29 protein-coding genes are annotated in these 25113 nt (G+C 34.7%); 3 read left to right on the top strand and 26 right to left on the bottom strand.

The features are described 5' to 3' along the window. Window positions 1–27: 27 nt before the first annotated feature. Window positions 28–291 (top strand): DUF2627 domain-containing protein, encoded by a 264-nt coding sequence (locus tag CAO17_RS06045; protein ID WP_085991952.1) that lies wholly within the window; start codon window positions 28–30, stop codon window positions 289–291. Window positions 292–389: 98 nt separating this feature from the next. Beyond that, window positions 390–1736: an aspartate kinase gene (locus CAO17_RS06040; protein WP_085991951.1), complete on the top strand. Its 1347-nt coding sequence runs from the start codon at window positions 390–392 to the stop codon at window positions 1734–1736. Between the two features lie 60 nt (window positions 1737–1796). Here the strand turns inward: CAO17_RS06040 and spo0A are convergent, their stop codons facing one another. The 25 genes from spo0A to CAO17_RS05915 form a co-directional block, all read right to left on the bottom strand. Further along, window positions 1797–2567, bottom strand: coding sequence for a sporulation transcription factor Spo0A (gene spo0A, locus CAO17_RS06035; RefSeq protein WP_085991950.1), 771 nt, complete (start codon window positions 2565–2567; stop codon window positions 1797–1799). 408 nt (window positions 2568–2975) lie between these two features. Next, complete coding sequence (gene spoIVB, locus CAO17_RS06030) at window positions 2976–4271, bottom strand: SpoIVB peptidase (protein WP_085991949.1); 1296 nt, start codon at window positions 4269–4271, stop codon at window positions 2976–2978. A gap of 226 nt (window positions 4272–4497) precedes the next feature. Beyond that, on the bottom strand, window positions 4498–6204 hold the full coding sequence (gene recN, locus CAO17_RS06025) for a DNA repair protein RecN (protein WP_085991948.1): 1707 nt from the start codon (window positions 6202–6204) through the stop codon (window positions 4498–4500). A gap of 25 nt (window positions 6205–6229) precedes the next feature. Continuing rightward, window positions 6230–6679 (bottom strand): transcriptional regulator AhrC/ArgR, encoded by a 450-nt coding sequence (gene ahrC / locus CAO17_RS06020; protein ID WP_085991947.1) that lies wholly within the window; start codon window positions 6677–6679, stop codon window positions 6230–6232. A gap of 28 nt (window positions 6680–6707) precedes the next feature. Further along, complete coding sequence (locus tag CAO17_RS06015; protein WP_085991946.1) at window positions 6708–7517, bottom strand: TlyA family RNA methyltransferase; 810 nt, start codon at window positions 7515–7517, stop codon at window positions 6708–6710. Window positions 7518–7538: 21 nt separating this feature from the next. Further along, window positions 7539–8114, bottom strand: coding sequence for a hypothetical protein (locus tag CAO17_RS06010; protein WP_085991945.1), 576 nt, complete (start codon window positions 8112–8114; stop codon window positions 7539–7541). 675 nt (window positions 8115–8789) lie between these two features. Further along, window positions 8790–9674: a polyprenyl synthetase family protein gene (locus CAO17_RS06005; RefSeq protein WP_085991944.1), complete on the bottom strand. Its 885-nt coding sequence runs from the start codon at window positions 9672–9674 to the stop codon at window positions 8790–8792. A 2-nt stretch (window positions 9675–9676) separates the two neighbouring features. After that, the gene (locus CAO17_RS06000) at window positions 9677–9910 is read right to left on the bottom strand and encodes an exodeoxyribonuclease VII small subunit (protein ID WP_085991943.1); all 234 of its coding nucleotides are present in this window, start codon (window positions 9908–9910) and stop codon (window positions 9677–9679) included. Continuing rightward, window positions 9903–11249, bottom strand: coding sequence for an exodeoxyribonuclease VII large subunit (gene xseA, locus CAO17_RS05995; protein ID WP_085991942.1), 1347 nt, complete (start codon window positions 11247–11249; stop codon window positions 9903–9905). Before xseA ends, CAO17_RS06000 begins: the two co-directional genes overlap by 8 nt. Further along, window positions 11242–12099, bottom strand: a complete 858-nt coding sequence (gene folD, locus CAO17_RS05990) for a bifunctional methylenetetrahydrofolate dehydrogenase/methenyltetrahydrofolate cyclohydrolase FolD (RefSeq protein WP_085991941.1) — start codon at window positions 12097–12099, stop codon at window positions 11242–11244. The genes xseA and folD overlap by 8 nt, the downstream gene beginning before the upstream one ends. A 14-nt stretch (window positions 12100–12113) precedes the next feature. Next, window positions 12114–12491, bottom strand: a complete 378-nt coding sequence (gene nusB, locus CAO17_RS05985; protein WP_085991940.1) for a transcription antitermination factor NusB — start codon at window positions 12489–12491, stop codon at window positions 12114–12116. A 275-nt stretch (window positions 12492–12766) separates the two neighbouring features. Further along, window positions 12767–13159 carry an Asp23/Gls24 family envelope stress response protein gene (locus CAO17_RS05980; protein WP_085991939.1) on the bottom strand — a complete coding sequence of 131 codons (393 nt, stop codon included), beginning with the start codon at window positions 13157–13159 and terminating at the stop codon, window positions 12767–12769. 29 nt (window positions 13160–13188) lie between these two features. Next, on the bottom strand, window positions 13189–14547 hold the full coding sequence (gene accC, locus CAO17_RS05975) for an acetyl-CoA carboxylase biotin carboxylase subunit (protein WP_085991938.1): 1359 nt from the start codon (window positions 14545–14547) through the stop codon (window positions 13189–13191). Window positions 14548–14559: 12 nt separating this feature from the next. Continuing rightward, window positions 14560–15072: an acetyl-CoA carboxylase biotin carboxyl carrier protein gene (gene accB, locus CAO17_RS05970; protein WP_085991937.1), complete on the bottom strand. Its 513-nt coding sequence runs from the start codon at window positions 15070–15072 to the stop codon at window positions 14560–14562. A 295-nt stretch (window positions 15073–15367) separates the two neighbouring features. Next, window positions 15368–15976, bottom strand: coding sequence for a SpoIIIAH-like family protein (locus tag CAO17_RS05965; RefSeq protein ID WP_085991936.1), 609 nt, complete (start codon window positions 15974–15976; stop codon window positions 15368–15370). A gap of 14 nt (window positions 15977–15990) precedes the next feature. Next, the gene (gene spoIIIAG / locus CAO17_RS05960) at window positions 15991–16632 is read right to left on the bottom strand and encodes a stage III sporulation protein AG (protein WP_085991935.1); all 642 of its coding nucleotides are present in this window, start codon (window positions 16630–16632) and stop codon (window positions 15991–15993) included. Then, window positions 16629–17249, bottom strand: coding sequence for a stage III sporulation protein AF (gene spoIIIAF, locus CAO17_RS05955; RefSeq protein ID WP_085991934.1), 621 nt, complete (start codon window positions 17247–17249; stop codon window positions 16629–16631). Before spoIIIAF ends, spoIIIAG begins: the two co-directional genes overlap by 4 nt. 11 nt (window positions 17250–17260) lie before the next feature. Then, window positions 17261–18439 (bottom strand): stage III sporulation protein AE, encoded by a 1179-nt coding sequence (gene spoIIIAE, locus CAO17_RS05950; RefSeq protein ID WP_085991933.1) that lies wholly within the window; start codon window positions 18437–18439, stop codon window positions 17261–17263. 32 nt (window positions 18440–18471) lie between these two features. Continuing rightward, window positions 18472–18864: a stage III sporulation protein AD gene (gene spoIIIAD, locus CAO17_RS05945; protein ID WP_085991932.1), complete on the bottom strand. Its 393-nt coding sequence runs from the start codon at window positions 18862–18864 to the stop codon at window positions 18472–18474. A 12-nt stretch (window positions 18865–18876) separates the two neighbouring features. Beyond that, window positions 18877–19077 carry a stage III sporulation protein AC gene (spoIIIAC, locus tag CAO17_RS05940; protein ID WP_068671910.1) on the bottom strand — a complete coding sequence of 67 codons (201 nt, stop codon included), beginning with the start codon at window positions 19075–19077 and terminating at the stop codon, window positions 18877–18879. Window positions 19078–19098: 21 nt separating this feature from the next. Beyond that, a complete protein-coding gene (spoIIIAB, locus tag CAO17_RS05935) occupies window positions 19099–19611 on the bottom strand; it encodes a stage III sporulation protein SpoIIIAB (RefSeq protein WP_085991931.1) in 513 nt (170 codons plus the stop codon). After that, window positions 19608–20534, bottom strand: coding sequence for a stage III sporulation protein AA (gene spoIIIAA, locus CAO17_RS05930; RefSeq protein ID WP_085991930.1), 927 nt, complete (start codon window positions 20532–20534; stop codon window positions 19608–19610). Before spoIIIAA ends, spoIIIAB begins: the two co-directional genes overlap by 4 nt. A 532-nt stretch (window positions 20535–21066) precedes the next feature. Beyond that, window positions 21067–21624 carry an elongation factor P gene (gene efp, locus CAO17_RS05925; RefSeq protein ID WP_085991929.1) on the bottom strand — a complete coding sequence of 186 codons (558 nt, stop codon included), beginning with the start codon at window positions 21622–21624 and terminating at the stop codon, window positions 21067–21069. A 23-nt stretch (window positions 21625–21647) separates the two neighbouring features. Continuing rightward, on the bottom strand, window positions 21648–22709 hold the full coding sequence (locus tag CAO17_RS05920) for a M24 family metallopeptidase (RefSeq protein ID WP_085991928.1): 1062 nt from the start codon (window positions 22707–22709) through the stop codon (window positions 21648–21650). Between the two features lie 101 nt (window positions 22710–22810). Beyond that, window positions 22811–23311, bottom strand: coding sequence for a YqhR family membrane protein (locus CAO17_RS05915; RefSeq protein WP_085991927.1), 501 nt, complete (start codon window positions 23309–23311; stop codon window positions 22811–22813). A gap of 366 nt (window positions 23312–23677) precedes the next feature. Between CAO17_RS05915 and CAO17_RS05910 the strand changes: the two genes are divergently transcribed. After that, window positions 23678–24064 carry an SA1362 family protein gene (locus tag CAO17_RS05910; RefSeq protein WP_085991926.1) on the top strand — a complete coding sequence of 129 codons (387 nt, stop codon included), beginning with the start codon at window positions 23678–23680 and terminating at the stop codon, window positions 24062–24064. Between the two features lie 24 nt (window positions 24065–24088). Here the strand turns inward: CAO17_RS05910 and CAO17_RS05905 are convergent, their stop codons facing one another. Then, the gene (locus tag CAO17_RS05905; RefSeq protein WP_085991925.1) at window positions 24089–24982 is read right to left on the bottom strand and encodes a patatin-like phospholipase family protein; all 894 of its coding nucleotides are present in this window, start codon (window positions 24980–24982) and stop codon (window positions 24089–24091) included. Between the last annotated feature and the right edge of the window lie 131 nt (window positions 24983–25113).

Here is a 25113-nt window from a genome sequence, read left to right as displayed (position 1 = left end):
ACCATACATAGGAGAGGTATTTAAATCATGGGAAGGATTATTGCTTTATCGGTACTACTTATTCCTGGACTTGTTGCCGTTTATGGCATTAAATTGATGAGAGACTCTATATTTGCGGATTATCATGCTATCTTATTAAATGCAGGATTTCAGTTTTTTGTGGGATTATTATTATTTATTTTTGGACTTATTTTTATTGGAGGGTTTATTGTTTATCGTGATCGCAAAAACAATTATCAGGCAATACCAGATAAAGAACAAAAACCTTCTAATCATACGACAAGAGACTGAAAGGATGGGAAAAATTCCATCTTTTTTTCCTTTTTTAATAGATTATTAGAGTAATTATGTTATTATAAAAAATAATCAACCAAATCAGGGGGAGAAAAATGAAAGTAGCAAAATTCGGTGGAAGTTCTGTAGCAAATGCTACACAAATCAAAAAAGTGGCGGACATTATCAAAAGTGATCAAGAACGAAAATTTATTGTTGTATCCGCTCCAGGTAAACGTAGTAGCGACGATTTTAAAATGACAGATATGCTAATAAACATGGGGAACGCTTATATTAATGATGAGCCCTATGAGGAATACTATTCGTTAGTAATTGAAAGATTTAAGGAAATTATTGATGAACTAGAATTATCTTCATCTTTAATGATGGAAATTGAAAAAAGTATTAAATCCACATTAGCAATGGATGTAAGTAACGATACAAAGATGGACTCAATTAAGGCAATTGGTGAAAATAATAACGCCAAAATTATCGGTGCATATTTATCGGAAATTGGCTTATCTGCCCGTTACATAAATCCTAAAGAAGCGGGTATTATTGTTAGCGATGAGCCAGGAAATGCACAAATATTACCAGATAGCCTTGCGAAGATGTATAACCTAAGAGAGGAAGACGGGATTCTTGTCATTCCTGGATTTTTTGGATATTCGGAGGAAGGAACTTTAGTAACATTTTCTCGTGGAGGCTCGGACATAACAGGATCGATTGTCGCTGCCGGGGTACAAGCGAGTTTATACGAGAACTTTACTGATGTTAATTCTGTATATACTGTTAATCCAACAATTGTAGAAAATCCAAAAGAAATAACCGAGTTAACGTATAAGGAAATGCGTGAATTATCCTATGCCGGTTTCTCTGTATTTCATGATGAAGCATTAATACCAGCTATCCGGGCAAAGGTTCCAGTATGTATAAAAAATACAAATAATCCAGAAGCAAAAGGGACATTGATACTAGCTGAAAGAGAAATAAACGACCGATGCGTCTCTGGAATAGCGAGTGATAATGGATTCTGTAGTTTGTACGTAAGTAAATACTTAATGAACAGAGAGATTGGTTTTGGACGTAAGCTATTGAATATTCTCGAAGACGAAGATATTTCCTTTGAACATGCTCCGTCAGGTATTGATGATATATCTGTTATTATTAAAGAGAGTAACCTTACACCAGAAAAAGAGGAACTTATTATTCAACGAATAAATGATGAACTACATCCTGATACAGTTAGCCTTCAACGTGGGATAGCTATTATTATGGTAGTTGGGGAAGGTCTTGTGAATACAATTGGTGTTGCCCAACAAGCGGTATCCGCCTTTTCATCTGCAAACATAAACATTGACATGATTAATCAGGGCTCTTCAGAAGTTTCCATGATGTTTGGAATCCAAGAAACAGAGATTGAAAAAGCTATACAATCATTATATCGTGCATTTTTTGAATAAAAATGAGTTTAAAAAATATTACTGTACCGAAATGGTACAGTAATATTTTTTATTTTATAATTAACTTGCTTTATGTTCTAATCGAAGGCGGTCGGCAACCATGGCAATAAATTCGGAATTGGTTGGCTTAGCCTTAGAAATATTGATTGTATACCCAAACAACTGTGAAATAGAATCAATGTTACCACGGCTCCATGCTACTTCAATTGCATGACGAATAGCCCTCTCTACACGTGAAGATGTTGTATTAAACTTTTTAGCAATTGCAGGATATAATACCTTCGTAATGGAACCTAATAATTCTATATCATTATACACCATGGTGATTGCTTCTCTTAAGTACATGTAACCCTTAATATGTGCTGGAACACCAATTTCATGTATGATATTAGTAATACTTGCTTCAAGATCTTGTTTTTTCTCCTTTTTACTCGATTTTTTAATACTGGATTGGATAACTTGTTTTCCTTCCACTTGTCGGATCTGATCTGCTAAATGGTCAAGATCAAAGGGCTTTAATATAAAGTATGAAGCTCCTAAATCAACAGCTTTTTTCATAACCTCTTCTTGACCAAAAGCTGTAAGCATAATAACATTCGAGTTCATGCCCTTCTCCCTTATTGTATTCAAAACGGCTAATCCATCTATATGAGGCATGATGATATCTAAAACTAATACATCTGGTTCTAAATCTTCTAGCATGCTCAAACAGTCTTTCCCATTAAATGCTGTTCCAATTACTTCGATATCATCTTGTTCATCAAAATAATCCTCCATCATTTGAACTAGTTCTTTGTTGTCATCCACTATTCCAATCGTTATATTCTTCAAAAAAAGCTCCTCCTTTTAATCTTCACTAACTCTTCACAAATGCGATTACCTATCCCTTTAAAGATATTCTACAAAAATTCTAATTATCCTTTTTTTTATTCAAAAAGATTGTATTTTTTTATATTTTCTATTGTTTTCTCTATTTTCCTTTAATTTACGATAAAATACGACATGAATAGTACCCGTTTGTCGAAAAAGTATGTGGGTGAAAAAACAAATACACCAAATAACACAAGGCCCTCCCACACTAAAATGATTCATGTTTCCTCCATTTTTAAGGTGGGGGTATTACTTCTCTTTAACCTACGATAAACTAAACAAGTTACTGCACATAAGCCTTCAACTGTAATTATAAATGAAAAAAAAGTGATTTGTTATGGAATCACTGTCCCACAACAAATCACTTTTTTAACTTGCTTGTTTTTTGTCTTTGTAAACATTAATCCCGGCATCTTGAAGCATCCACTCTATATGAACACCATATCCAGAAGTTGGATCATTAACAAAAACGTGTGTAATTGCACCTACTATCTTATTGTCTTGTATAATTGGACTTCCACTCATACCTTGAACAATTCCACCTGTCTTATCTAATAATTCTTCATCCGTAATTTGAACAACCATCCCTTTAGTTGCTGGGTATTTTTGTGGTACGCTACTAATTATCTCAACTTCGTACTCTTCCACTTTTTCCCCCTCAACAACGGTTAAAATTTTCGCGGGACCTTCTTTTACCTCATGTGATAATGCAATTGGCATCGGTTTATCGTATTTCCCATTCTTGATGGTCGTATTCAATTCACCAAAAATACCAAATGGACTATTTTTAGTGATATTCCCTATCTTATTTTCCTTTATAGAAAATTTAGCTTGTTTTTCCCCTGGTACACCATTATTTCCTTTATCAATTGAGGTAACAGAAGAACGGACAATGGTACCATCATTAATCTGAACTGGTTTTTTAGTATCCACATCAGATATGACATGACCTAATGCTCCATATTTTTTGGATTCTGGTTCATAAAAAGTCATCGTACCTATACCTGCCGCTGAATCCCTAATATATAAACCTATTTTGTATTCATCATCCTTATTATCAAGTACCGGTTCTAATGTTGTTTCAATTAATTCTTTATCCCTTTTTATTGTTATATCTAATGCTTTTTTATTTTCGCCAGCCTTAATAACATAGTCTTTAATTTCCTTCATTTCCTTTACTGGTTTATCATTAATCTTAACAATAACATCTCCTACAGCAATTTCAGCCTCTTCGCCAGGCGATACCGTACCATCTTCTGTATTTACTAGGTGATGCCCTACTACCAATACACCTAATGTTTGTAACTGAACACCAATAGACTGTCCACCTGGAATTACTTTCAAGTCTTCCAAAACAGATAAGTTAACTTTTTTAATTGGAAAACCACTTACCTCATATACCAATTCACTTTTTCCCGGCTCTGTAGCATGAAAGGTTGAAGAATCAATGGCTTGTACATGTTCACTTGTAGTATCAACGGTTATATGTTCTCCTAAATAAGGTACCTCTATAGGAGTATCTTTGTTTGTAGTAATGATTTGACTCGGAATAGAGAGATACTTATTGATTGGGGTTAACATAGGAACTGCAATTACTGCAATAAGGAGCATAACACCTATAAAACGCCTAACTATATTTAACTGCGGTATTTTCAACTGGTTCACTCTCCTTGTTCTTTAACCCACACCATTTATTTATCTGTATTTCTAATTTGACCTCATAGAGGATGTTTTAAACTGGAGAATCATAAGAAAAATGTTTAACTTTTCCTATCGAAAAATCCTTAAATATGGAATAAAAAACATCTTTTAGTTATTGACCTTTTTATTATATTTTTTACATTAAAAAAAAGCCAGTTGCTTTAGTTTCTGACTTTTTTCGTAAAATTATTCAACTACCTGTTGATTTAAAGGTGGATGCCAAATCGAGTAGTTCTTTAGCATGTTCTTTTGCTGTCTCCGTAAGTTTTGTGCCTGTTATCATCCGGCTTAATTCTTCAATTTGATCATCCTTAGTCAATTCAGATACCTTGGTAACAGTACGTTTTTCTTTTTCAAGCTTTTGTATAAATTTATGCGTGTCTGCCATTGCAGCAACCTGTGGTAAATGGGTAATACATAGTACCTGTGAATCCTTTGAAATCTGATCAATTTTCTCAGCAATAGCTTGTGCGACTCTTCCACTTACACCAGTATCTACTTCATCAAAAATTACACTTGTAACTCCTTGGTGTTTCGCAAAAATTTTTTTTAGAGCGAGCATGATACGTGATAACTCTCCACCAGATGCAACCTTATTTAGAACTTTCAATGGTTCACCAGGGTTAGTGGATATTAAAAATTGAACATGATCAAATCCATTTTTATGTAGTTTTAAGTTGTGGTCATGATTATCGAGATGAAAGGATATGGAAAATGTAGCTTTTTCGAGATATAAATCTTTAAACTCTTTTTGAATTGCTTTCGTTAGCTTTTCAGATGCTTGCTTCCGAATATCATGTAATTGTTGTGCTTCAAGTATTGCGTCCTTCTCCATTTCTTGAATCTGCTCTGCTAAAGAGGCTAAGTGAGAGTCTTTATTTGTAATTTCCTCTATTTCCTCTTCAACTTTTGCTAAATATTCAAGAACCTCATTGACCGTAACTCCGTATTTCTTTTTTAGTCGATTTATTTCATTTAAGCGTGATTCAATTTCATTTAAACGGTTCGGATTAAAATGAAGGCTATCTACTTGATTCCTTAATTCATACGTTAAGTCTTCAAGTGCATAATAATGGTTGGCTAGTTCCTGTGCTTTTTCTTCAATAAAGGAATCATATTTGGAATTTTCCTCCATGGATACTTGTGCTTTGTTTAACCATTCTAAACCTTTACTTTCACCATACAAAGCTTGATAAGCATCAGTGAGTGAGGTATAAATTCGTTCAAAGTTAACGAGCGAATTTCTTTCCTCTTCCAGAACCTCATCTTCATTTGGAGTTAACTTAGCTTGTTCTATTTCATTTTTTTGAAATTCTAATAAATCTAAACGATGTGCCATTTCTTGTTCATTATCATTCAACTGTTTATATCGGCGTTTTAAGGTAGAAAGTCTTTCGTAAAGAATTTGGTATTCTTTTTTTGCTTTCATGATTTGTTGTGGTTCATACATATCTAAAAAATCCAAATGATTATCTGGATTCATTAAAACCTGTGTCTCATGTTGACTGTGTATATCAATGAGTGTTCTACCAAATTCCCTTAAAATTGCTAAAGTGACTAACTTCCTATTCACCCTACATATACTTTTTCCAGAGGAGGTTATGGATCGTTCCAATACAACTTGTCCGTCTTGAATTTCTACCCCAAATTGCTTCGCCACATCATAAATGCGGTGTGTAGAATTATTAATTGTAAATAGACCTTCAATTTCGCATCGTTTGGCGCCATGTCTAACATATTCAACAGACCCCCTACCACCTGCAAGTAATTGGATAGCATCAATAATAATTGATTTACCTGCCCCTGTTTCCCCTGTCAAAACGGTTAACCCTTCATTAAATGTAATCGCTACCTTATCTATAATCGCAAAGTCATGAATAGATAATTCTGTTAACACAGTCATCACCTCAAGAGATATATGTTTATAACATATTAATGAAACGATTCTTTATTTTTTCTGATTCTTCAACTGTTCGACAAATGATTAGACACGTGTCATCACCACAAATGGTTCCCATTATCTCATCCCAATCCAAGTTATCAATTAAAACCCCTATGGCATTTGCATTACCCGGAAGAGTATGCAAAACGACAAAATGGCTAGCAGAATCTATCTTAACAAAGACATCTACAATTAGTCTCTTTAATTTTTCAAGTGGGTTATAGCGATTATCAGCGGGTAAGCTATACTTATATCTCCCATCACTTGCTGGAACTTTCACAAGCTGCAGTTCCTTAATATCCCTAGAAACAGTAGCTTGTGTTACATTATATCCAAGTGATTTCAATCGATCCACTAGATCGTCTTGCGTTTCTATTTCATCTTCTGTTATAAGTTCTCGTATTTTTAGATGACGTTGAATTTTACTCATTTTCCAACTCCTACAATTCGTACTATCTCTATTTCATTAATTGAACGTGCGCCTCTTTTACTATTTTTTCGATATCTAATTGATTTTTCGTTCTCCCTTTTTTATCCCAACCGAAATGAGCAAGAAATTCAATATTTCCCTCTCCACCTGTTATCGGTGAAAATGTTAAATTTAATAACTCATATGACTCATTCTTAGCAAAATCAATAATTTTATTTAATACCTCTAAGTGAACAATTTTGTCACGAACAATTCCATTTTCTCCCACTTCTTCTCTTTTTGCTTCAAACTGTGGCTTTATTAATGCTATAATATCACTATTTTCTAGTAATAAATGCTTTAGAACAGGAAGAATCTGTCTTAGAGAAATGAAGGAAACATCGATTGTTGCCAAATTGGGCTTACCTTTATGTAGCATATCAGCTGTAACGTGTTTAAAATTCGTTCGTTCCATTACAACTACGCGGACATCATTTCTTAGTTTCCAATCTAGTTGATTATATCCCACATCAATCGCATAACTTAGTTTAGCTCCATGCTGTAATGCGCAATCTGTAAAACCTCCTGTAGAAGAGCCAATATCAATTAATATTTTATCTTTAGCACCCACTGAGAAAAAAGTAAGAGCCTTTTCTAGTTTTAATCCACCACGCCCTACATAAGGATTTTGTTTGCCTTTTACGTTTAACGGGATATCCGATTTCACTTGCATACCAGCTTTATCTAATCTTTCCTGCTCCGAAAAAACAAGTCCTGCCATTATTAGACGCTTTGCTTTTTCAACTGTTTGAGCAAGATTTCTTTCTACCAATAATTCATCAAGTCGTTTTTTGCTCATTTAGCCTATCCTTTTTAACATTTAATTTTTTTTTATAATTTTTAGTTTCAACTTATTTTGCAATATAAAAAGAATTTTTCCTGCAAAATATATAATTTTAGTGGAACTATTAATTGCCATGGTTTTTCCAACAGCTTTTCCACCCACTGTGACTGCAGCTACAACACTCGTTAAAAACGTTGATAAAATCAGTTGTCCTGGAGATCCCTCACTCTGATTTAAGAGTGTTGCAATTTGTAATACAACCATTCCAGATGCTGTTCCACTTACAATACCTGAAATATCTCCAATCACATCGTTACAAAAGCTGGCAAACCGGTCTGCGTTTCTGACAAGATAAACAGCTTCTTTTGCTCCTGGTATTTTTTCGGCAGCCATTGCATGGAATGGTGTCTCATCTGCAGCAGTAGCGGCTATTCCTAGCATGTCAAAGACCACTCCTACTAGCACTATTAAGAATACGATTAGAAGCCCTGTTATCCATACTACACCACTCAAAATAGAAGATGAAACAACTGAAAAAATAGCCGCTAACACAAATGTGATAACGGCGATAGAAAAGCTAAACTTAAGAGAACGTTTTAATTGTGAGTTCATACAATACCTCAATCATACATTATGTAAATGGAATGGTCTTTTAAAAGGTTAAGACTGCGGCTTAGGTCTAGTAGGTTTTCCCAGATAGATACCCCATGTCGCCATGAAGGCAGTTCCCTTTTAAATCCATCTTAGCTTTGTCGCCAAAAGCTAGACTAGATTACCACTTAGTCCGCACTATAATCCCTTTTAAAAGTCAAAATGAACAGTCTAGGAGATTTCCTCCACAGCCTTTAACCTATCCCTAGTCTCTTTTGCAGTACTGATTTCATAGACATTAGCACTAGATCCAGTGGCCATCTAAATCTAGTGCTGATCATCTAATCCCCTCAGCACCACTCAAGACAGGCTACGCTGCATATAAGGTGTCCCTTACCAAACTTTGCAGGTTCATACCCCATTCCATAAAGATAACTAGGCTTAGCTATCCCCACAGAGATGGGCCTCCGCGGAAATCGGGTCAACGCCCACATGCCTTTGTGGATCGCCCGAAATCCTTAACTCCCAGCACTGACCCAAGGCTGGGCGCCTCAAGCCAACACAAGGAACTTCATCGATGTGCCCTTTAGCGGATTTTTAGGCCCGCCTTCAAGATAGGAGGACTGACTAGAATACTGCACCATTCCTTATATAGGTCTATTATAACAAAAATTTATTTATTCATCTAGAATAAAACTAGTAATCACGATTGCTAAAGTAATCCGTCAATTCCATTAAATAGGAATGATCAGCCTCTGCTTTACGTAATGCTTGATAGGCTTTTTCTACATATTTTTCCTTTTGTTTCATAGCGCCTTTAAGACCAAGTAATTTTGGATAGGTTCCCTTTTCGTTTCCTTCATCACTTCCAACAGGTTTACCAAGCTTCTGTTCGTCACCAGTGACGTCAAGAATATCATCTTGGACTTGGAAAATTAATCCTAAATAATATGCAAAGTCTTTTAGATGTTCCAATTGTTCTCTACTTGCTCCTCCAAGGAATGCTCCTGCATAGATAGCAAATTCCAGTAACTGACCCGTCTTTTGAACATGAATTTGTTCCAGTTCTTCTAAAGTAATCTCACGGTCTTCTGCTTCCATGTCCAGAAATTGTCCAGCTACCATACCTTTAGGGCCACTGCAAATCGACAACATTTTCATAATTTCTACTTTTTGCTGTTCTGTTAAGTTTGGGTCATCTGCAACAACCTCAAAACTATAGGTTAATAAAGCATCACCAGCTAAAATAGCAGTTGCTTCATCAAACTGCTTATGGTTCGTCAGCTTTCCTCTACGATAGTCGTCATCATCCATTGCTGGAAGATCATCATGTATTAGGGAATAGGTATGTATCATTTCCAGTGCTATACTTGAAGACATTGCTTTGTTGTAATTACCATCATACACTTGATAGCTTGATAGAAGGAGGATTGGACGCAGCCTTTTACCACCTGCTTGCACAGAATATAACATGGATTCTTTCAATTGACTCGGAATAGATAATTTACGAAGGCTTTCAGTTAACTCTTTTTCAATTAACCCTCGATACTCTGTAATATAATCTTGAATCTTTTCAGACACGTTTATTCTTCCTCCTGTATCTCAAATGACTCAAATTCTCCTTGTTCATTCATAATTTGTGTCATTTTCTCTTGTACGTTATTTAACTTATCACTGCATATTTTGGAAAAGTTCATTCCTTCCTGATAATAAGCAATAGCCTTTTCTAATGGCACATCGCCTTTCTCAAGCTTTTGAACAATTTCTTCTAATTTTTTCATTGCTTCTTCAAAAGAAATCTCTTCCTTTTTACTCATTTAAACTCTCCTCTACCTCTAAAACCTGACAATTTATGTTTCCGTCATGTAATTGAATTGAAATGTTATCATCTTTTTGTACTTGCCCTGTTGATTTAACCATGTCCCCATTTGATGTGTAAGGGAGTGCAAATCCTCGTTTCATAATTTCTAAAGGATTTAGAAGGCTAAGCTTATCTATTACATTTGTTAAATGAACAGATTTTGTTTCCATTAACTTAGACATATAATCATTCTGTTTTTTCATTTTTTCTTGTAAATCATTTTTCGCCTGCTCTATTTGTTTTTTCGGATGTTGTGAAAAGAGTCGTGTAATCAAGCTTTCCAATGTTTTCTGTTGGTCCTTTTCTATATTAACTATTGAACGGTTCAGTCTCTCCATTGATATATCTAATTCTTGTTCCCTTTGTTTTATTAATTGTTCGGGATAACGAAATGCATATGATTCGGTTAATTGGGTAAGACGTGTCCAATAGTTATGAAGACCTCTACCCATTTCTCTGTTTAAACTTTGTTTTAGTTTCATTAATTTGTCACTTAGTTCCAGTTGGGATTGAACCGCAAGCTCAGCAGCACCAGTAGGAGTTGGGGCCCTTAGGTCTGCTACATAATCACTAATGGTTATATCTGTCTCATGTCCAACAGCTGAAATCACGGGTATTTTTGAATGGAAGATTGCTTCAGCAACGATTTCCTCGTTGAAACTCCATAATTCTTCAATGGAGCCTCCACCTCGACCAACTATTAAGGTATCGAATTCTCCTCTTTTATTTGCTTTTTCAATAGCATGTTTAATGGAACTGGGAGAATTTGGTCCTTGAACAAGAACTGGTATAACAGTAATCGTTACAATAGGATATCTTCGTTTAATAGTCGTTATAATATCACGTACTGCTGCCCCTGTTGGAGAGGTAATTACTCCAATATGCTTGGGAAAGAGCGGAATTTCTTTCTTACGCTCTTTGTCAAAGTAACCCTTTTTATGTAATTTTTCCTTTAACTGCTCAAAGGCAAGGTAAAGAGAGCCAATACCGTCTGGTTCCATTTGTTGAATATATATCTGGTATTGCCCATATGCCTCGTAAACACTTATTTCACCTTTAATCAGGACATTCATCCCATTTTCTGGTCGAAATCTTAAAAAACGATTATTTCCAGCAAACATTACTGCTTGAATTTTTGATTGATTATCCTTAATTGTCATATACATATGTCCACGGGAATGATGTTTAAAGTTAGAGATTTCACCTTTAAGTAATATACCTTTTAAGTGGGGGTCTGTATCCATTTTACGTTTAATGTACTTTGTAACTGCTGTTACAGTTAGGTATTTATTCAAGTGGCTCTAACCCTCTAGCAGCTTTAATTGTATTTTTTAATAGCATAGCAATGGTCATAGGACCAACACCTTTTGGAACTGGAGTTATAAAGGAAGCCTTTTCTTTAGTCCCATCGAAATCAACATCTCCTGTCAACTTCCCTGTTTCCAAACGATTAATTCCTACATCAATGACTACAGCCCCATCTTTAATATCCTCAGCAGTAATTACATTGGGTTTTCCGATTGCAACAACTAATATATCTGCCTTTGAAGTTACTTCTCTTAAATCAGGTGTGCGAGAATGGCAATATGTAACCGTAGCATTCTCATTTAGTAACAGTTGTCCAACTGGCTTTCCTACAATATTACTCCTTCCGATAACAACCGCATGCTTCCCTTCGATAGTGATATCTCTTGATTGAAGCATGGTTAAGATTCCATATGGTGTACATGGAAGAAAAGTATCTTCTCCAATCATCATCCTCCCGATATTTACTGGATGAAATCCATCCACATCTTTTGCAGGATTAATGGTCTCGATAACCTTTTGTTCACTAATATGTTTTGGTAGTGGAAGCTGGACTAGGATTCCGTCCACATTCTCATCTTCATTTAATGTATGTATTCGATCTAACAATGCTTTCTCAGAAGTATCTGCTGGAAGCTCTATCACGGATGAGGAAATCCCAACTTCTGCAGCAGCTTTTTCTTTACCCTTAACATAGGATCTTGATGCTGGATTGTCACCCACTAAAACCACTGTTAAATGCGGTGAAATCCCTCGTTCTTTTAATTGAGTTACTTCTTCTTTCATTCCCATTCTAATTTCTTGTGCTAAGTCTTTTCCATTGATAATTTCTGCTGTCATTTAAAAATTCCCCTTCATGAAATAATTTTTGACAAAACGCCATTAATAAATTTACCGGATTTTTCATCACCGAATTTATTTGCAAGTTCAATTGCCTCATTAATGGATACATTGGTTGGTATATCCGTAAACTTTAATTCATAGGTTGCAATACGTAAAATACTACGTTCCACGGAGGCTAATCGGGCTAATGACCATTTTTCAAGATTTTCTGCAATAATTGAATCAATTTCTTCTTTATTTTCTGAAACACCAATAACCACGGAGTTTAAAAATTCATTTCTATCATTACCCTCCAAAAATGACTCAATTGCATCTTTTGGATCTTTTTCATTAATATCCATTTGAAATAGAATCTGAAATGCTTTTTCCCTAGCTGTATGTCGATTCATCCGCCTAAACTCCTTTTATTTCATCTCTACAAAATAATAACATGATTAAGAAATCAAAGCTAGAAATCAGAACAAAAATGTAAGAATCATTTAGTGACGTACGGAATAAATCTTTCCATTTAACATTATCAACCCTTTTTACACAAAAGAGAAGGAATTTTCGTTATGAACCAAACGTGGCTCTACCTTAAACAATCAATATCCAGTAATACTATATTATCATCCCTAAATATCAAAACGAAGGTCAAAAGATACGATCTTTTGACCTTCGTTTTTTATTCTTCTTCATCGTTATCGTTTCCATCCATATTAATACCGACAACGTGAACATTTACTTCATCAATTTCGAGTGCTGTCATATATTTTAATGAATCCCGAATGGTTCCTTGGATTTTTTGTGCAACTTTTGGAATGGACACACCATAATTTAGAATAACGTATAAATCAATGGCAATACCCGTATCTGTAAGTTCTACTTTCACACCTTTGCTATGCGCTTTTTTTCCTAATCGTTCAGCAACACCAGATGCAAAATTCCCTCTCATAGCGTATAGTTCTTCTACTTCTGTAGCTGCAATACCTGCTATTACCTCGATAACTTCTGGAGCAATTTCAACTTTTCCTAATGTTGAATCATCACTTACTTTTAATAGCTGTTGTTCACTCATGACATCACTCCTATTGGTTAAAATATGCGCTATTTAGATTGCTCTATGATTGGGTTCTCTTCTAGGAAGTTAGTATTGAAATCCCCGTCGATAAATACACCATTTTCCATTATCAAACGGTGAAATGGAATGGTTGTATGTATTCCCTCTACAACAAATTCGTCCAATGCCCGCTTCATACGATTGATTGCTTCTTCCCTTGTTGGGGCATAAGTAATCAGCTTGGCAATCATGGAATCATAGTAAGGTGGAATAGAATAACCTGAATAGGCAGCTGAATCTACCCTAACCCCTAAACCACCAGGTGCTAAGTACATATTGATATTTCCAGCTGACGGCATAAAGTTTTTAAACGGATCCTCTGCATTAATTCGGCACTCAATAGCATGACCCTCTAATGAGATATCGTCCTGGCTTAAAGATAGTTTCTCATTGTTTGCTATCTTTATTTGTTCTTTAATTAAATCCACTCCGGTAACCATTTCTGTTACTGGATGCTCCACCTGTATCCTTGTATTCATTTCCATAAAGTAAAATTCATTTGATTTTCTATCAAAAATATATTCAATGGTTCCTGCCCCCACATAATCCACTGCTTTTGCAGCTTTTACAGAGGCATCTCCCATTTTCTTCCTAATCTCCTGTGTTACAGCTGGTGAAGGTGTTTCTTCAACAAGCTTTTGTAATCTCCTTTGAATGGAACAATCCCTTTCCCCTAAATGTACTACATTCCCATATTTATCGGCTAATATTTGTATTTCGACATGACGAAAATCTTCAATAAATTTCTCAATATATACACCAGGGTTCCCAAAGGCTGTTTCTGCTTCCTTTTGAGTCACGCGAATCCCCTTCATTAGGTCCTCTTCATTTCTTGCTACACGTATCCCTTTTCCGCCTCCGCCAGCGGTTGCTTTAATAATTACAGGAAATCCAATTTCATTAGCAATTTTCAATCCTTCTTCCTCATTCTCAATTATTCCGTCTGAACCTGGAACAATAGGGACATTGGCATTTTTCATCGTTTCCCTAGCAACATCTTTTATACCCATTTTTTGAATAGCATCCGGTGTTGGACCAACAAATTCAATATTGCACGCGCGGCATATTTCTGCGAAGTCAGCATTCTCTGCTAAAAAGCCATAACCTGGGTGAATGGCGTCAACTTCAGTCAATGTTGCTACGCTCATTATATTGGTAAAATTAAGGTAGCTATCTTTGCTTAATTTTGGACCGATACAATAAGCCTCATCAGCCAACTGTACATGTAATGAATCTCTATCTGCTTCTGAATAAACAGCTACCGTTTCAATTCCTAGTTCTTTACATGCACGTATAATCCGGACAGCTATCTCTCCTCGATTTGCAATTAGAAGTTTTTTAATCACTTTCTCAACCCCTTACTTTTTCTTCACTTTAAACAGTGGCTGTCCATATTCAACGAGTTCACCATTTTCAACTAATACCTCTACAATTTCACCAGTAACTTCCGCTTCAATTTCATTAAACAATTTCATTGCTTCAACAATACAAACTACTGTATCGTTTTGCAACTCACTCCCTTTAGATACAAATGGGTCACTATCAGGAGAAGGTGATGAATAGAAGGTTCCAACCATAGGTGATACAATCTCGTAATCAGCTTCCGATCCTGTTTCTTTTTTCGGCTCTTCTTTGGTTACTACTTGAGGCTCTTCGTTAACAGAAGCTTCTTTAATTGGCTCTTTTGAAGCAGGTTCCGCTTCTGCGATTACTTGTTTAGGTGTTTCAGACACTACCTCCCTAACAACGGTTGATTCATTATTAGATTTTTTCATTGATACAGTAGTTCCATCCGTTTCATATGTAAATTCATTAATATCTGATTGATCAATAAGTTTAATTAGTTCTCTTATTTCTTGTACTTTTAACATAATGGCACCCCTTTTATAAATTTAAGATCCAAGATAGTTTATTAGTTTTAATATTAGGTACTATGAACTCCTTTTATCATTTTACGATATGATACATACATTCATCAAGTTGAAAATCCATTTTAAAATTCAGAATGGTATTACAGTTTGGACTATTAATAAGATTTCAGTGAAATTATACCAATATTTCACTATAAATACCATCAGGAATACTTATTTTCTCATTTAGCTTCAATTTTCTTTAGAAATAAAAGGACCCAGATACCTTTTTATCAGTATTCTGGATCCCTTCAATTTATTCGCTTTCTGTACTTCCTGTATCTTCAGTATCCTCCGAATCACCCGCATTATCTGATGGTTGAACAATTACATCCACCGTTATTTCTCCAAATTCATCGTGAACCATTCTCATAATATTATTCGCTTCCGTATCAGAAAGTTCTTCTGCTTTGACATGTACATGTACTTTACTATCTTCAGATCTTACTAAGACATCTTGATACTCACCAGCAGATAAAATGGATTCTTCTAAAATTCTTTCTTTTTTAGCTGCATCCTCAAGTTGATCGATTTCTTTCATAGCTTGATCTTTTTCCTTGGCAGATGCACTGCTAGACGCTACTACAGCTTCTAATCTTTCTTTAGACACGCTTCTATCATCCTGAACTTCCATTCGGATTGTTGTAAACAGTTCATCTCCACTCATATTTGAAATTTCATCAACTTCTGTTTCTAAACCTTCAGCTGATCCATTTGCTTTTGTGGCTACAGGCCCTTCAGCATCTGACTGTCCATTATCAATATAAGCTAAATCATCATTATCTGGAGAAATCATGTAGTAAACACTTAACACAATCATTAAACTTAACATTGTCAATAACCAAACAGTTTGCTTTTTTAACATTTTATTTCCTCCCTTTAATTACTTTTCGGCATTACAGAGACCCTATGTGTAGGGACATTTAAAACCCTTGATACAGATTCAACAATCCATTTTTTTACCGTTGCATGATCCGCCCCCTTAGCTACAACAAACACACCACTTACTTCAGGCCTTGCTGTTTTCACCAAAAGTGGGACCTCTCTGTCACCTTGTCTTACAAAAACCACTTGTGTCTCTTCTGAATGATCCTCCACTTTTCTAGTCCCACCGTTTTGATCCGTTTCATCGGTTGTTTGTTGACCTTTTATAATATTTTTTTCATAAATATTTACATTTGTTGAGGCTAAATTAACCATTACTTCCGCTTCGGATACACCTTTTATCTTATTTAGCATTTCTTGTAAATCAGCCTCATAACTTTTCTCCAGTTCTTCTACTTCTGAACTACTGCTATTATCTTCTGTGTGAGTAGCTTCTACATCCTGGTTAGGCCGGTTTTCCAATTGCTTCGCATAGTTGGCCTCATTTTCTACTTGTGATGATGAAAATATATTACTTAAGAAGATTAATAAAATCCCGATTAGCCCAAGAATGATTACATACCCAACCTTGCTTGATGTGCGTTTACCAGATTCAGAGTTTTTTGGTTGAAGTAATTTCTCGAAGAATTTCCTCAAGATGACCCTCCCTCCCAATATATTGTTATTTGTTTGTCATGCAGTTCCCAAACTTCTTTTAATAAATTTTTAATCTTCTCATCATGTCTGTCCTCTTTTTTTGGTACAGGTTCATCTGTGTTAATTACAACATCTTCAACTAGGCTATCTTCTCCCTCCCCTTCTTCAAAATCTTTTAAGTAAACAATGACCTCTTTTAGATCCTCATAGGTTTTGTCTTTTGCATCGTTAAATGTGAATTGAACATCAGTTATTTCCAATTGAAACTCTTCCTTTAAAGGATCCCCAGCTATATCTATTAATTGGACAGCCATTTGTTCTAAAATATATGCATCTTGTGTGTTTTCTATTTCATTTTTTTGAAATTCAATTAAATTTTCTACTGAATTATTTTGATTAGTTGTTTCACTTATCTGTTGAAATGAGGAAGAGAGCGCCTTTTCTATATCTATACTTAATACATAGAAAACGGGTTTTAGTAAAATTAGGATTAATATTAAACCCACAACCAATTTAATATACTTTTTCATAGCTGTCTGTGGAATCAAAAGATCGATGATTGTTGCCAAAATAATAAATAAAATAATTTGTGTCACCCATTGAATGATTAGCTCCATTTTTAATCATCCTAACGTAATAGCATTGTGAGATTACTAGCCACAACAATAATGACAATAGCAAGAAAGAACATTATTGAAACTGCTAAAAGACATGCTAGAATAAACAAGATATAATTACTAATTGTGTTTAATGTACTAATGACTGGTCCATCTCCAATCGGTTGCAAGACCGCAGCGGCTATTTTATAAATAATTGCTATCGCTGCTATTTTTAAAGCGGGGAACAAGGAAATAAAGAGAACAATAATCAATCCAACTACCCCTACAGCATTTTTTAAAAGAAGTGATGCACTTAAGATAGTATCCGTAGCATCAGTAAATGTTCTTCCAACCACTGGTATGAAATTACCTGTAATAAATTTTGCAGTTTTCATTGCTACACCATCTTGGATCGCACTAACCGATCCTTGTACAGAGATAACACCTAGAAAAATGGTTAAAAATACACCTAGCGTGCCCATACTCACAGTTCTAAACAAATTAGCAAGATGAGTAACTTTATAATTCTCGCTTAAACTGCTCACAATTTTTAAAATAGCCGAAAGAAAAAGTAGTGGTAAAATAAAAGTTGAAATAAGAACTCCACTTACATTTATAAGAAATATGATTATTGGATGAAAGAAGGATACTGATACAACATTACCAAAGGTAGCCATTAGCCCAAGAACGAGTGGAAGAAGTGCAATCATAAAACTACTCATTGTATTAATTGCATCTTCTGCATAGGATACGGCTATATAAAAACTATTAAGCGCTAAAAATATAAGAACAATATAAACTACAAAATAGGCGATTTTACTTACTGTAGACTTTTCAAAAGCAGAATGCATCGTTTGCAATAAAATAGAAAATAAAGTAAGCATCATTAGAGTTCCTAGTAATTTTCCATTTATAATAATTTCATGAAAAAAATACTCAACAAAGCCAGTAATAATATCCTTAATTGAAAAGTTTTCTTGACTTTTAATAAATTGATAAATACTAGTTTTTTCTAGTTCAGGAATATACCCACCATATTCTCCTACCAAATCATCCCAGTAATTTTGCACTTCCTCTAAAGATATTTCATCTAAGAGTGTAGCTGTCACATCAATTGGCTCTGTCTCCGCTAAAACAGGTGCATGTCCAATAAAGAGAAAAAAAAGTGTGAAGCAAATTATTCGTTTTATTTGATTAAAGCCATTCATTCACATTAATTTCTCCCTTCATAAATTGTTCTTTAGACGGAGGGTAAAAAATTCACAATAGCCTCAATGACAGCGGTAATAATTGGCACAGCCAGCAATATAATAAAAATTTTACCTGCCAGTTCAATATTTTTTGCGACAGCTGCCAATCCAGCTTCTTTCGTTAAACTAGCACCTAATTCCGCGATATACGCAATACCAATGATTTTTAATATGGTTTCCATATACAATCCATCAATATTTGCGTTCCGCCCAAGGTTTTGAATAAGGTCAAATATAATACTAATTTGGTGTATAATGGCTAAGAAGATAATGATTCCAGTTACAATAATGATGTAAAAAGCAAACGAACCACTAACATCCTTCAAAACGATATATAAAATACTTGCTATGATTCCAAGTAGCACAATTTGTAAAATATCCATGATTACCTGCCCCTAGAAAAGAAATACTGATTTAATTTGATTAAATAAATCAGAAAGTCCATTAATAACAATAACAAGAACGATAATAAATCCGATAAGCGTTGCAAATTGTGCTATTTCTTCTTTTCCCATTTGTTTTAAAATGGTATGGATCAGTGCGACAATAATTCCAATTCCAGCAATTTGGAATAAAATCTGTGCATCAGTAAACATGGACAACCATCTCCTTTCCAACTAAATAAGCAAAAGTACGATAAATATACCAGCTAATACTCCTAAACTTTTAGCCATCTTACTGTATTTATATTGCTCTTCTCTTGCATCCTCGAGTTCTCTTTGGAGATGAGAAAGTGCTAATTGTATATGCTTTTGTTGCTGATAAAAGTCATGTTGTCCTAATGTTCGACCGAATTGATTAAGAATCTCTTTTTCATTTACTCCTAAACTAGAATCCTGAACAAAGGAATTTATGTTTTTCTTCCAATTATGATATAAATCGTTATCCTTATCTTGTAAGCTCTCTCCCATTTGCTCAAAAAACGATTTTGTCGGTTGTGGAATTTGTTTTGCTATACTAAAAAATGCATCTCTAAGAGGTAGCTGGCTATAAACAATTTCCGCTTCTAATATTTGAAGAGCATTTTTCAATTGTCGTATTTGTTTTGGACGGTTTGCTAATCGATTGCTCCATTCGATTCCAAGCCATGTGGTCGCCCCTATAAGTATTAGTGCACCTATCCACTTCATAAGTAGACATACCTCGTTTTCTCTAGAATCTCATTATGATGTTGATCATAAACCATTTTTATCTTTGCCGGTTCTTTAGATTTCTCCAAAATAATGATTCGTTCAAATACGTTCTGCCGAAATAATGGTTGTAAAGATGGTCTTTTCTTCAGTTGATCTAAGTCTTGTCCATGTATCGTACAAATAACAGTTACTCCTGCATTCATCGCCTCCATCAGAGCAGCTATATCATCTGATCCTCCGATTTCATCTACAACCAATATTTCTGGTGACATAGATCTAATCATCATCATCATACCATCAGCCTTCGGACAAGCATCCATAACATCTGTTCGGTGCCCTAAATCGTGCTGCGGTATCCCATTAATCGATGCACCAATTTCTGATCTCTCATCGATGACCCCTACTTTTCGTGCACCAACATTTTTCCAACCCGATGATATTAATCGAGTAGCGTCTCGGATCAAAGTTGTTTTACCAGTCTGAGGCGCACCGACAATTAGTGTATTCATATACTTCTTGTCATAAATATAAGGAAGAATGATTCGAGCTGCTCCAATTCTCTGTTTTGCAATGCGAATGTTAAAAAAAGTGATATACTGCAAGGCCTTCACAGAACCTTCCATTGTATTAACTCTTCCAGCTATTCCAACACGATGTCCACCTTCAATTGTGATATATCCATCTCTTAATTCATCTGTCAAACGATATAAGGAAAATTCACTAATCTGATTTACAATATATATTCCATCTTTTTTAGTTGGCTTTATGTGTCCAAGCCATTCCGTATTTCTATCAAAAATAAGTTCAATCGGTTGATTTAGCCGTATTCTTATTTCCTGTAGAAAGTCCCATCTATTTCCAATCGTAATTAGAATAGCTTGTCTTATTTCATCTGGAAATAATCGCATAATTTCATCCATAGTGGACCCTCTCTTTTGTGAAAAGTTATATAGTAAAATGTATGTCTAATAGAATAAATTATGACTACTGAAAAATTACCAAATAGATATCCTTTCCATATTTGTTTTTTATTTTATCGAAATCTAAAATCAGCCCTTGGTTTATTTCAAATACTGTACACTAAGAGATAGTTATTTGATTGGAGTGGGGCAGTCAACTCGTTGAAAAGAAATATCACTTTTTCTCACGAAGAGAGTTGCTGACAAACTTTCCTTGTGCCGTGGGAACAGTTTGGTTCTGAATCCTTGTGGTAACGATGGCTTTCCGTTACGAAGCCTAAAGCTATGCCGACGGAAAGCAACTGCCCGTACCGGAACGGAAAACCCACGAGTACTAAATTACCGCGCAATCCATCAAAAGGGAATGAAAAAAGTCCTAGACAATGGACTAGGACATTTTTTGCAAAGTTAATGTTATACTAAAACACATAGAAAAAGAAGACACCAATATAGTGTCTTCTCTATTGATTTTCTATTAACTATTTCTTAATACCTACGCTCTAGATACATATTTTCCGTCAGAAGTATTAATCACCAATACATCACCTTTGTTAATGAAGAATGGTACTTGAACGACATGACCTGTTTCTAATGTTGCTGGTTTTGAACCACCACTTGCTGTATCCCCTTTGATACCTGGTTCTGTTTCCGTAACTTCAAGTTCAACGTTATTTGGAAGGTCTACTCCTAGAACTTCACCTTCATAACTAATGACATTTACTTCCATGTTTTCCTTCATGAATTTCAATTGATATTCAATTTGCTCACCAGGAATTTCTATTTGTTCGTACGTATTCATATCCATAAATGCATGAGTATCCCCTGTTGCATATAAATATTGCATTTTATTGTTATCAATATGTGCTTTACCTACTTTTTCTCCCGCTCGAAATGTTTTTTCTTGAATGGCACCAGACCTAAGATTTCTTAGTTTTGAACGTACAAAGGCTGCTCCTTTACCAGGTTTTACATGCTGGAATTCAATTACTTGCCAAATATCATTATCTACTTCAACTGTTAATCCCGTTTTAAAATCGTTTACTGAAATCATTTATAATTCCTCCGTTTCATCGCTTATAATTGTATGAGTTCTTTCGGTGCAAACGTTAAACGCTCATTCCCTTGTTCGGTAATCACAATATCATCTTCTATTCTACATCCACCTTTTCCGGCAATATAAATTCCCGGCTCAACCGTAACGACCATTCCAGGTTTTAATTCGGTTTCTGATCTAGTCGATAGACCAGGTCCTTCATGCACCTCTAAACCTATACCATGGCCAGTAGAATGACCAAAATATTCTCCGTATCCTTTTTCTTTGATATAGTCTCTTGTTAAAGCATCTGCCTGTTTTCCTGTCAAACCAGGTTTAATTCCCTGAATTCCACGTTTATTCGCCTCGAGTACCGTTTGGTATATGTCCTTTAATTCATCAGAAATTTCTCCAACTGCAACCGTTCTAGTTGTGTCCGAACAATATCCTTTAAAAAGTGCACCGTAATCCAAGGTTACCAATTCACCTAATTGAATTTTCTTTTCCGATGCAACACCATGTGGAAGGGCCGAGCGATATCCAGATGCTACAATTGTATCAAAACTAGAAGCTGTGGCGCCCTGACGTCTCATGAAAAACTCAAGTTCATTTGATATGTCTATCTCTTTAACACCTGGCTTAATATATGATTGAATATGTTCAAAAGCATCATCCACGATTTTTGCTGCTTGTTTTAAAATATTCAATTCTTCTTCCGACTTAATTAAGCGTAAATTTTCAATTAATCCACTAACTGGAACTAGCTCTGTATCAAAAAGCTTATTATAGGTTTGATAAACTCCATATGTTACATGATCTTTTTCAAAACCAAGTCTCTTAATGTCCATTTCCTTTATCTGTTCTTTAATTTCTTTTTCAATTGGTTGTTTATGTTCGATAACTTTAAAATCCGTAGCTTGTTCTGTAGCTTGTTCCGTGTATCTAAAATCGGTGATAAACCGAGATTCATTTTTAGAGATAAGTGCTACACCAGCTGTCCCCGTAAAATTAGTTATATACCTTCTGTTATAGGGACTTGTAACTAAGATTCCATCCAACGCATTTTTTTCTAATGCCTGCCTTAGTTTAGATAATTTCTCCATACGTTCATCCCTTTCTAAATACAAACCAATTCCTTAAGTAATTGTTAAAAATTAACTATTTTTTAGTTTATCATAAATAGCTTGGTTTGGAACCCTTTTTCTTAGGATTCTTGCATTTTCATATCATGATAATCGTAAGAAATCGAATATCCGATAAATGTCCCATATAATATATATATACAAAGGGTTGTAACTATTGTATCTGTTTTCAAGTCAAATACCCCAGGAACATTAGTAAATATTGGTTGAAATAAGTAAAAGATAATCCCCCATAAAACAATACCATACAAGGCTCCAACCCACATCGAATTCACTTTTCTTAGCGTTCCATAGTATATTAAAGCTGTGGCTAAAGATAATAATCCGACCAATATAATAGAAACAAGATCTCCTAACCATCCACTTGTCCAGTCAGTTCTCAACCATGAACGCAATAAAAATGCTTTAGGGGATAACTCTGAAAAATTAAAGTAATATAAAAATACTCCTACGGTACTCCAAAAAATCCCCCCTATAAAACCAGTTAAAAGAGATCGTGCCAGGATAGACATTTGTTCTTCATTTCGCTTATTCTGTTCCAGCTTTTTGTTATCTTCTGCCATATAAATCACCTCATTTAAATATTATTGCCAATTAAGTTAAAACCAATCATAATGTAATGTAGGGGTAATTTTTTGATAATTTCGAAATAAAAAAGGGGAAATACTAGTTATCTGCCATTTTATTTAGTAAAATTAAGATAAACCTTTTCTATATAAGTAAATAATAAAAATCATTTAATCCTATATTTATTATTGAATATAATATTGAATAATTTATACAAATCAGGGGAAAATATAAATATACATTGAAAAAAATGTAAATACATAATCTGGAAATCTTTTATCTAAAATGCACTATAAGACAGATTCCTATTCGATATCCGCTACCAGATTCCAGAAAACCTTTAAAAAGGGAGGAGATTCATAATGGCTCGTAATAAGTGGTCCATCTTGTTCTATTTGATTATTGGTTTTGGGATTATTGGGTTGCTTTCACAAATTTTTACACAACCTGGTAGTTTTTTTGCAAGTATTTTTACAACGATTGGTATTGGGATAGCTATTTTTGCGGTAATCTATTTTGTATTTTTAAGAAATAGGGCTCCTTCTAACGATATGAAAAAATATAAAAAAGCAGTTCGACAATCAAAAGCAAAATATAATAAAAATACACAGACACACAATGCTACCCCTAAACACAACCAGAAAAAACAATCAAATCTTATCAAGAAAAAACGAAATAAACGTACAGCTGGACATCTCAAAGTAATTGAAGGCAATAAAACTAAAAGAAAAGACCGTGCTTCATTTTAAAAGAAGCATGGTCTTTTTTTTACTTTACCTGGGCCAATGTTTTAAAAATTGGTCGGCGTGTTTTTTCCCAAGATTAAATAAATATTGCTTTGTTTCATCCGTTATATGAAAATTAACTGTATCAATATTCTCCACTGGAATGAAAATGATATTATTCTTATCTGTTTTAGAAATATATCTAGCGTCGTGCGCCTCTTTCATGGTAGCAAATAACGCAGTAAACATATCGAAAGCATTGTTAATTTCTCTCGTTTGATTTTGATTTTTCAAAGCTCCTGTGAATTTTACACCAAGTACAGGTCTTTCCTCCCTCGTCCGACCGTTACTAAATATCCAAAGTGGAAAATTACTTAATAACCCACCGTCTACAATAATGCTCTTTTTGTCCGTCTTTCCGGGTAATTTCTTTGGCATGAAAAAATAGGGAAATCCAGCACTCATTCTGACAGCCTTGGATACGGGAAAATATTTTGGTTCTATTCCATATATTCTTTCCAAATCATCCGGAATAACAACGAGCTTTCCTAAAGATAAGTCACTTGCAACCACCTTTAAATATCCATCCTTAATATCACTAAATGTATAAACGTTTTTCTTTGCAAGCTGTTCATACAACCATTTTTCTAATTTATTTCCCTTATTAATACCTAATTGAAAATAAAAAAACAGCCATTTACTGATTGGTATATAATTTGTTATTTTGGGTGGATCCAAAAATTCCTCAAGATTAAGTTTATCGATTAATTGTTTAATTTCGTTCACTTTATAATTTGATGCCAAGAATGCTGCAATAATAGCCCCAGCAGAAGTGCCGGCCACCCTTTGTATTTTTAGCTGATTTTCCTCGATGCTTTCAAGAACTCCACTATAGGCAAGACCTTTTACACCGCCACCTGAGAATACGGCATCAATATTCATTCCCTCTCCCCTTTTTCAATGTTCCTACATTTGTTTCGAGCACTAAATACAAAATGTAGTTAGTTTATTCTTAATCCTAAGGAAAACCGATTAGAACAATTCGAGCAACAAAGGACAAAGGTATCAAAATA

The organism is Oceanobacillus senegalensis, from assembly GCF_900176885.1.
In the GTDB taxonomy this organism is placed as follows: Bacteria; Bacillota; Bacilli; order Bacillales; family Amphibacillaceae; genus Oceanobacillus; species Oceanobacillus senegalensis.
This window is presented reverse-complemented; position numbering and strand designations above follow the sequence as displayed.

Bases quoted from the DNA above. Each gene is read 5' to 3' on its own strand.
- CAO17_RS06015 (WP_085991946.1), bottom strand. From the start codon at position 7,517: ATGAGCAAAAAACGACTTGATGAATTATTGGTAGAAAGAAATCTTGCT.
- spoIIIAF (WP_085991934.1), bottom strand. From the start codon at position 17,249: ATGGAGCTAATCATTCAATGGGTGACACAAATTATTTTATTTATTATT.
- spoIIIAB (WP_085991931.1), bottom strand. From the start codon at position 19,611: ATGAAGTGGATAGGTGCACTAATACTTATAGGGGCGACCACATGGCTT.
- CAO17_RS06000 (WP_085991943.1), bottom strand. From the start codon at position 9,910: ATGAGTAAAAAGGAAGAGATTTCTTTTGAAGAAGCAATGAAAAAATTA.
- spoIIIAE (WP_085991933.1), bottom strand. From the start codon at position 18,439: ATGAATGGCTTTAATCAAATAAAACGAATAATTTGCTTCACACTTTTT.
- folD (WP_085991941.1), bottom strand. From the start codon at position 12,099: ATGACAGCAGAAATTATCAATGGAAAAGACTTAGCACAAGAAATTAGA.
- spoIIIAC (WP_068671910.1), bottom strand. From the start codon at position 19,077: ATGTTTACTGATGCACAGATTTTATTCCAAATTGCTGGAATTGGAATT.
- spoIIIAA (WP_085991930.1), bottom strand. From the start codon at position 20,534: ATGGATGAAATTATGCGATTATTTCCAGATGAAATAAGACAAGCTATT.
- CAO17_RS06010 (WP_085991945.1), bottom strand. From the start codon at position 8,114: ATGAACTCACAATTAAAACGTTCTCTTAAGTTTAGCTTTTCTATCGCC.
- CAO17_RS05980 (WP_085991939.1), bottom strand. From the start codon at position 13,159: ATGAGTGAACAACAGCTATTAAAAGTAAGTGATGATTCAACATTAGGA.
- CAO17_RS05910 (WP_085991926.1), top strand. From the start codon at position 23,678: ATGGCTCGTAATAAGTGGTCCATCTTGTTCTATTTGATTATTGGTTTT.
- CAO17_RS05920 (WP_085991928.1), bottom strand. From the start codon at position 22,709: ATGGAGAAATTATCTAAACTAAGGCAGGCATTAGAAAAAAATGCGTTG.
- nusB (WP_085991940.1), bottom strand. From the start codon at position 12,491: ATGAATCGACATACAGCTAGGGAAAAAGCATTTCAGATTCTATTTCAA.
- spoIIIAD (WP_085991932.1), bottom strand. From the start codon at position 18,864: ATGGATATTTTACAAATTGTGCTACTTGGAATCATAGCAAGTATTTTA.
- ahrC (WP_085991947.1), bottom strand. From the start codon at position 6,679: ATGAGTAAAATTCAACGTCATCTAAAAATACGAGAACTTATAACAGAA.
- CAO17_RS06045 (WP_085991952.1), top strand. From the start codon at position 28: ATGGGAAGGATTATTGCTTTATCGGTACTACTTATTCCTGGACTTGTT.
- accB (WP_085991937.1), bottom strand. From the start codon at position 15,072: ATGTTAAAAGTACAAGAAATAAGAGAACTAATTAAACTTATTGATCAA.
- CAO17_RS05915 (WP_085991927.1), bottom strand. From the start codon at position 23,311: ATGGCAGAAGATAACAAAAAGCTGGAACAGAATAAGCGAAATGAAGAA.
- CAO17_RS05965 (WP_085991936.1), bottom strand. From the start codon at position 15,976: ATGTTAAAAAAGCAAACTGTTTGGTTATTGACAATGTTAAGTTTAATG.
- CAO17_RS06040 (WP_085991951.1), top strand. From the start codon at position 390: ATGAAAGTAGCAAAATTCGGTGGAAGTTCTGTAGCAAATGCTACACAA.
- CAO17_RS05905 (WP_085991925.1), bottom strand. From the start codon at position 24,982: ATGAATATTGATGCCGTATTCTCAGGTGGCGGTGTAAAAGGTCTTGCC.
- efp (WP_085991929.1), bottom strand. From the start codon at position 21,624: ATGATTTCAGTAAACGATTTTAAAACGGGATTAACAGTTGAAGTAGAT.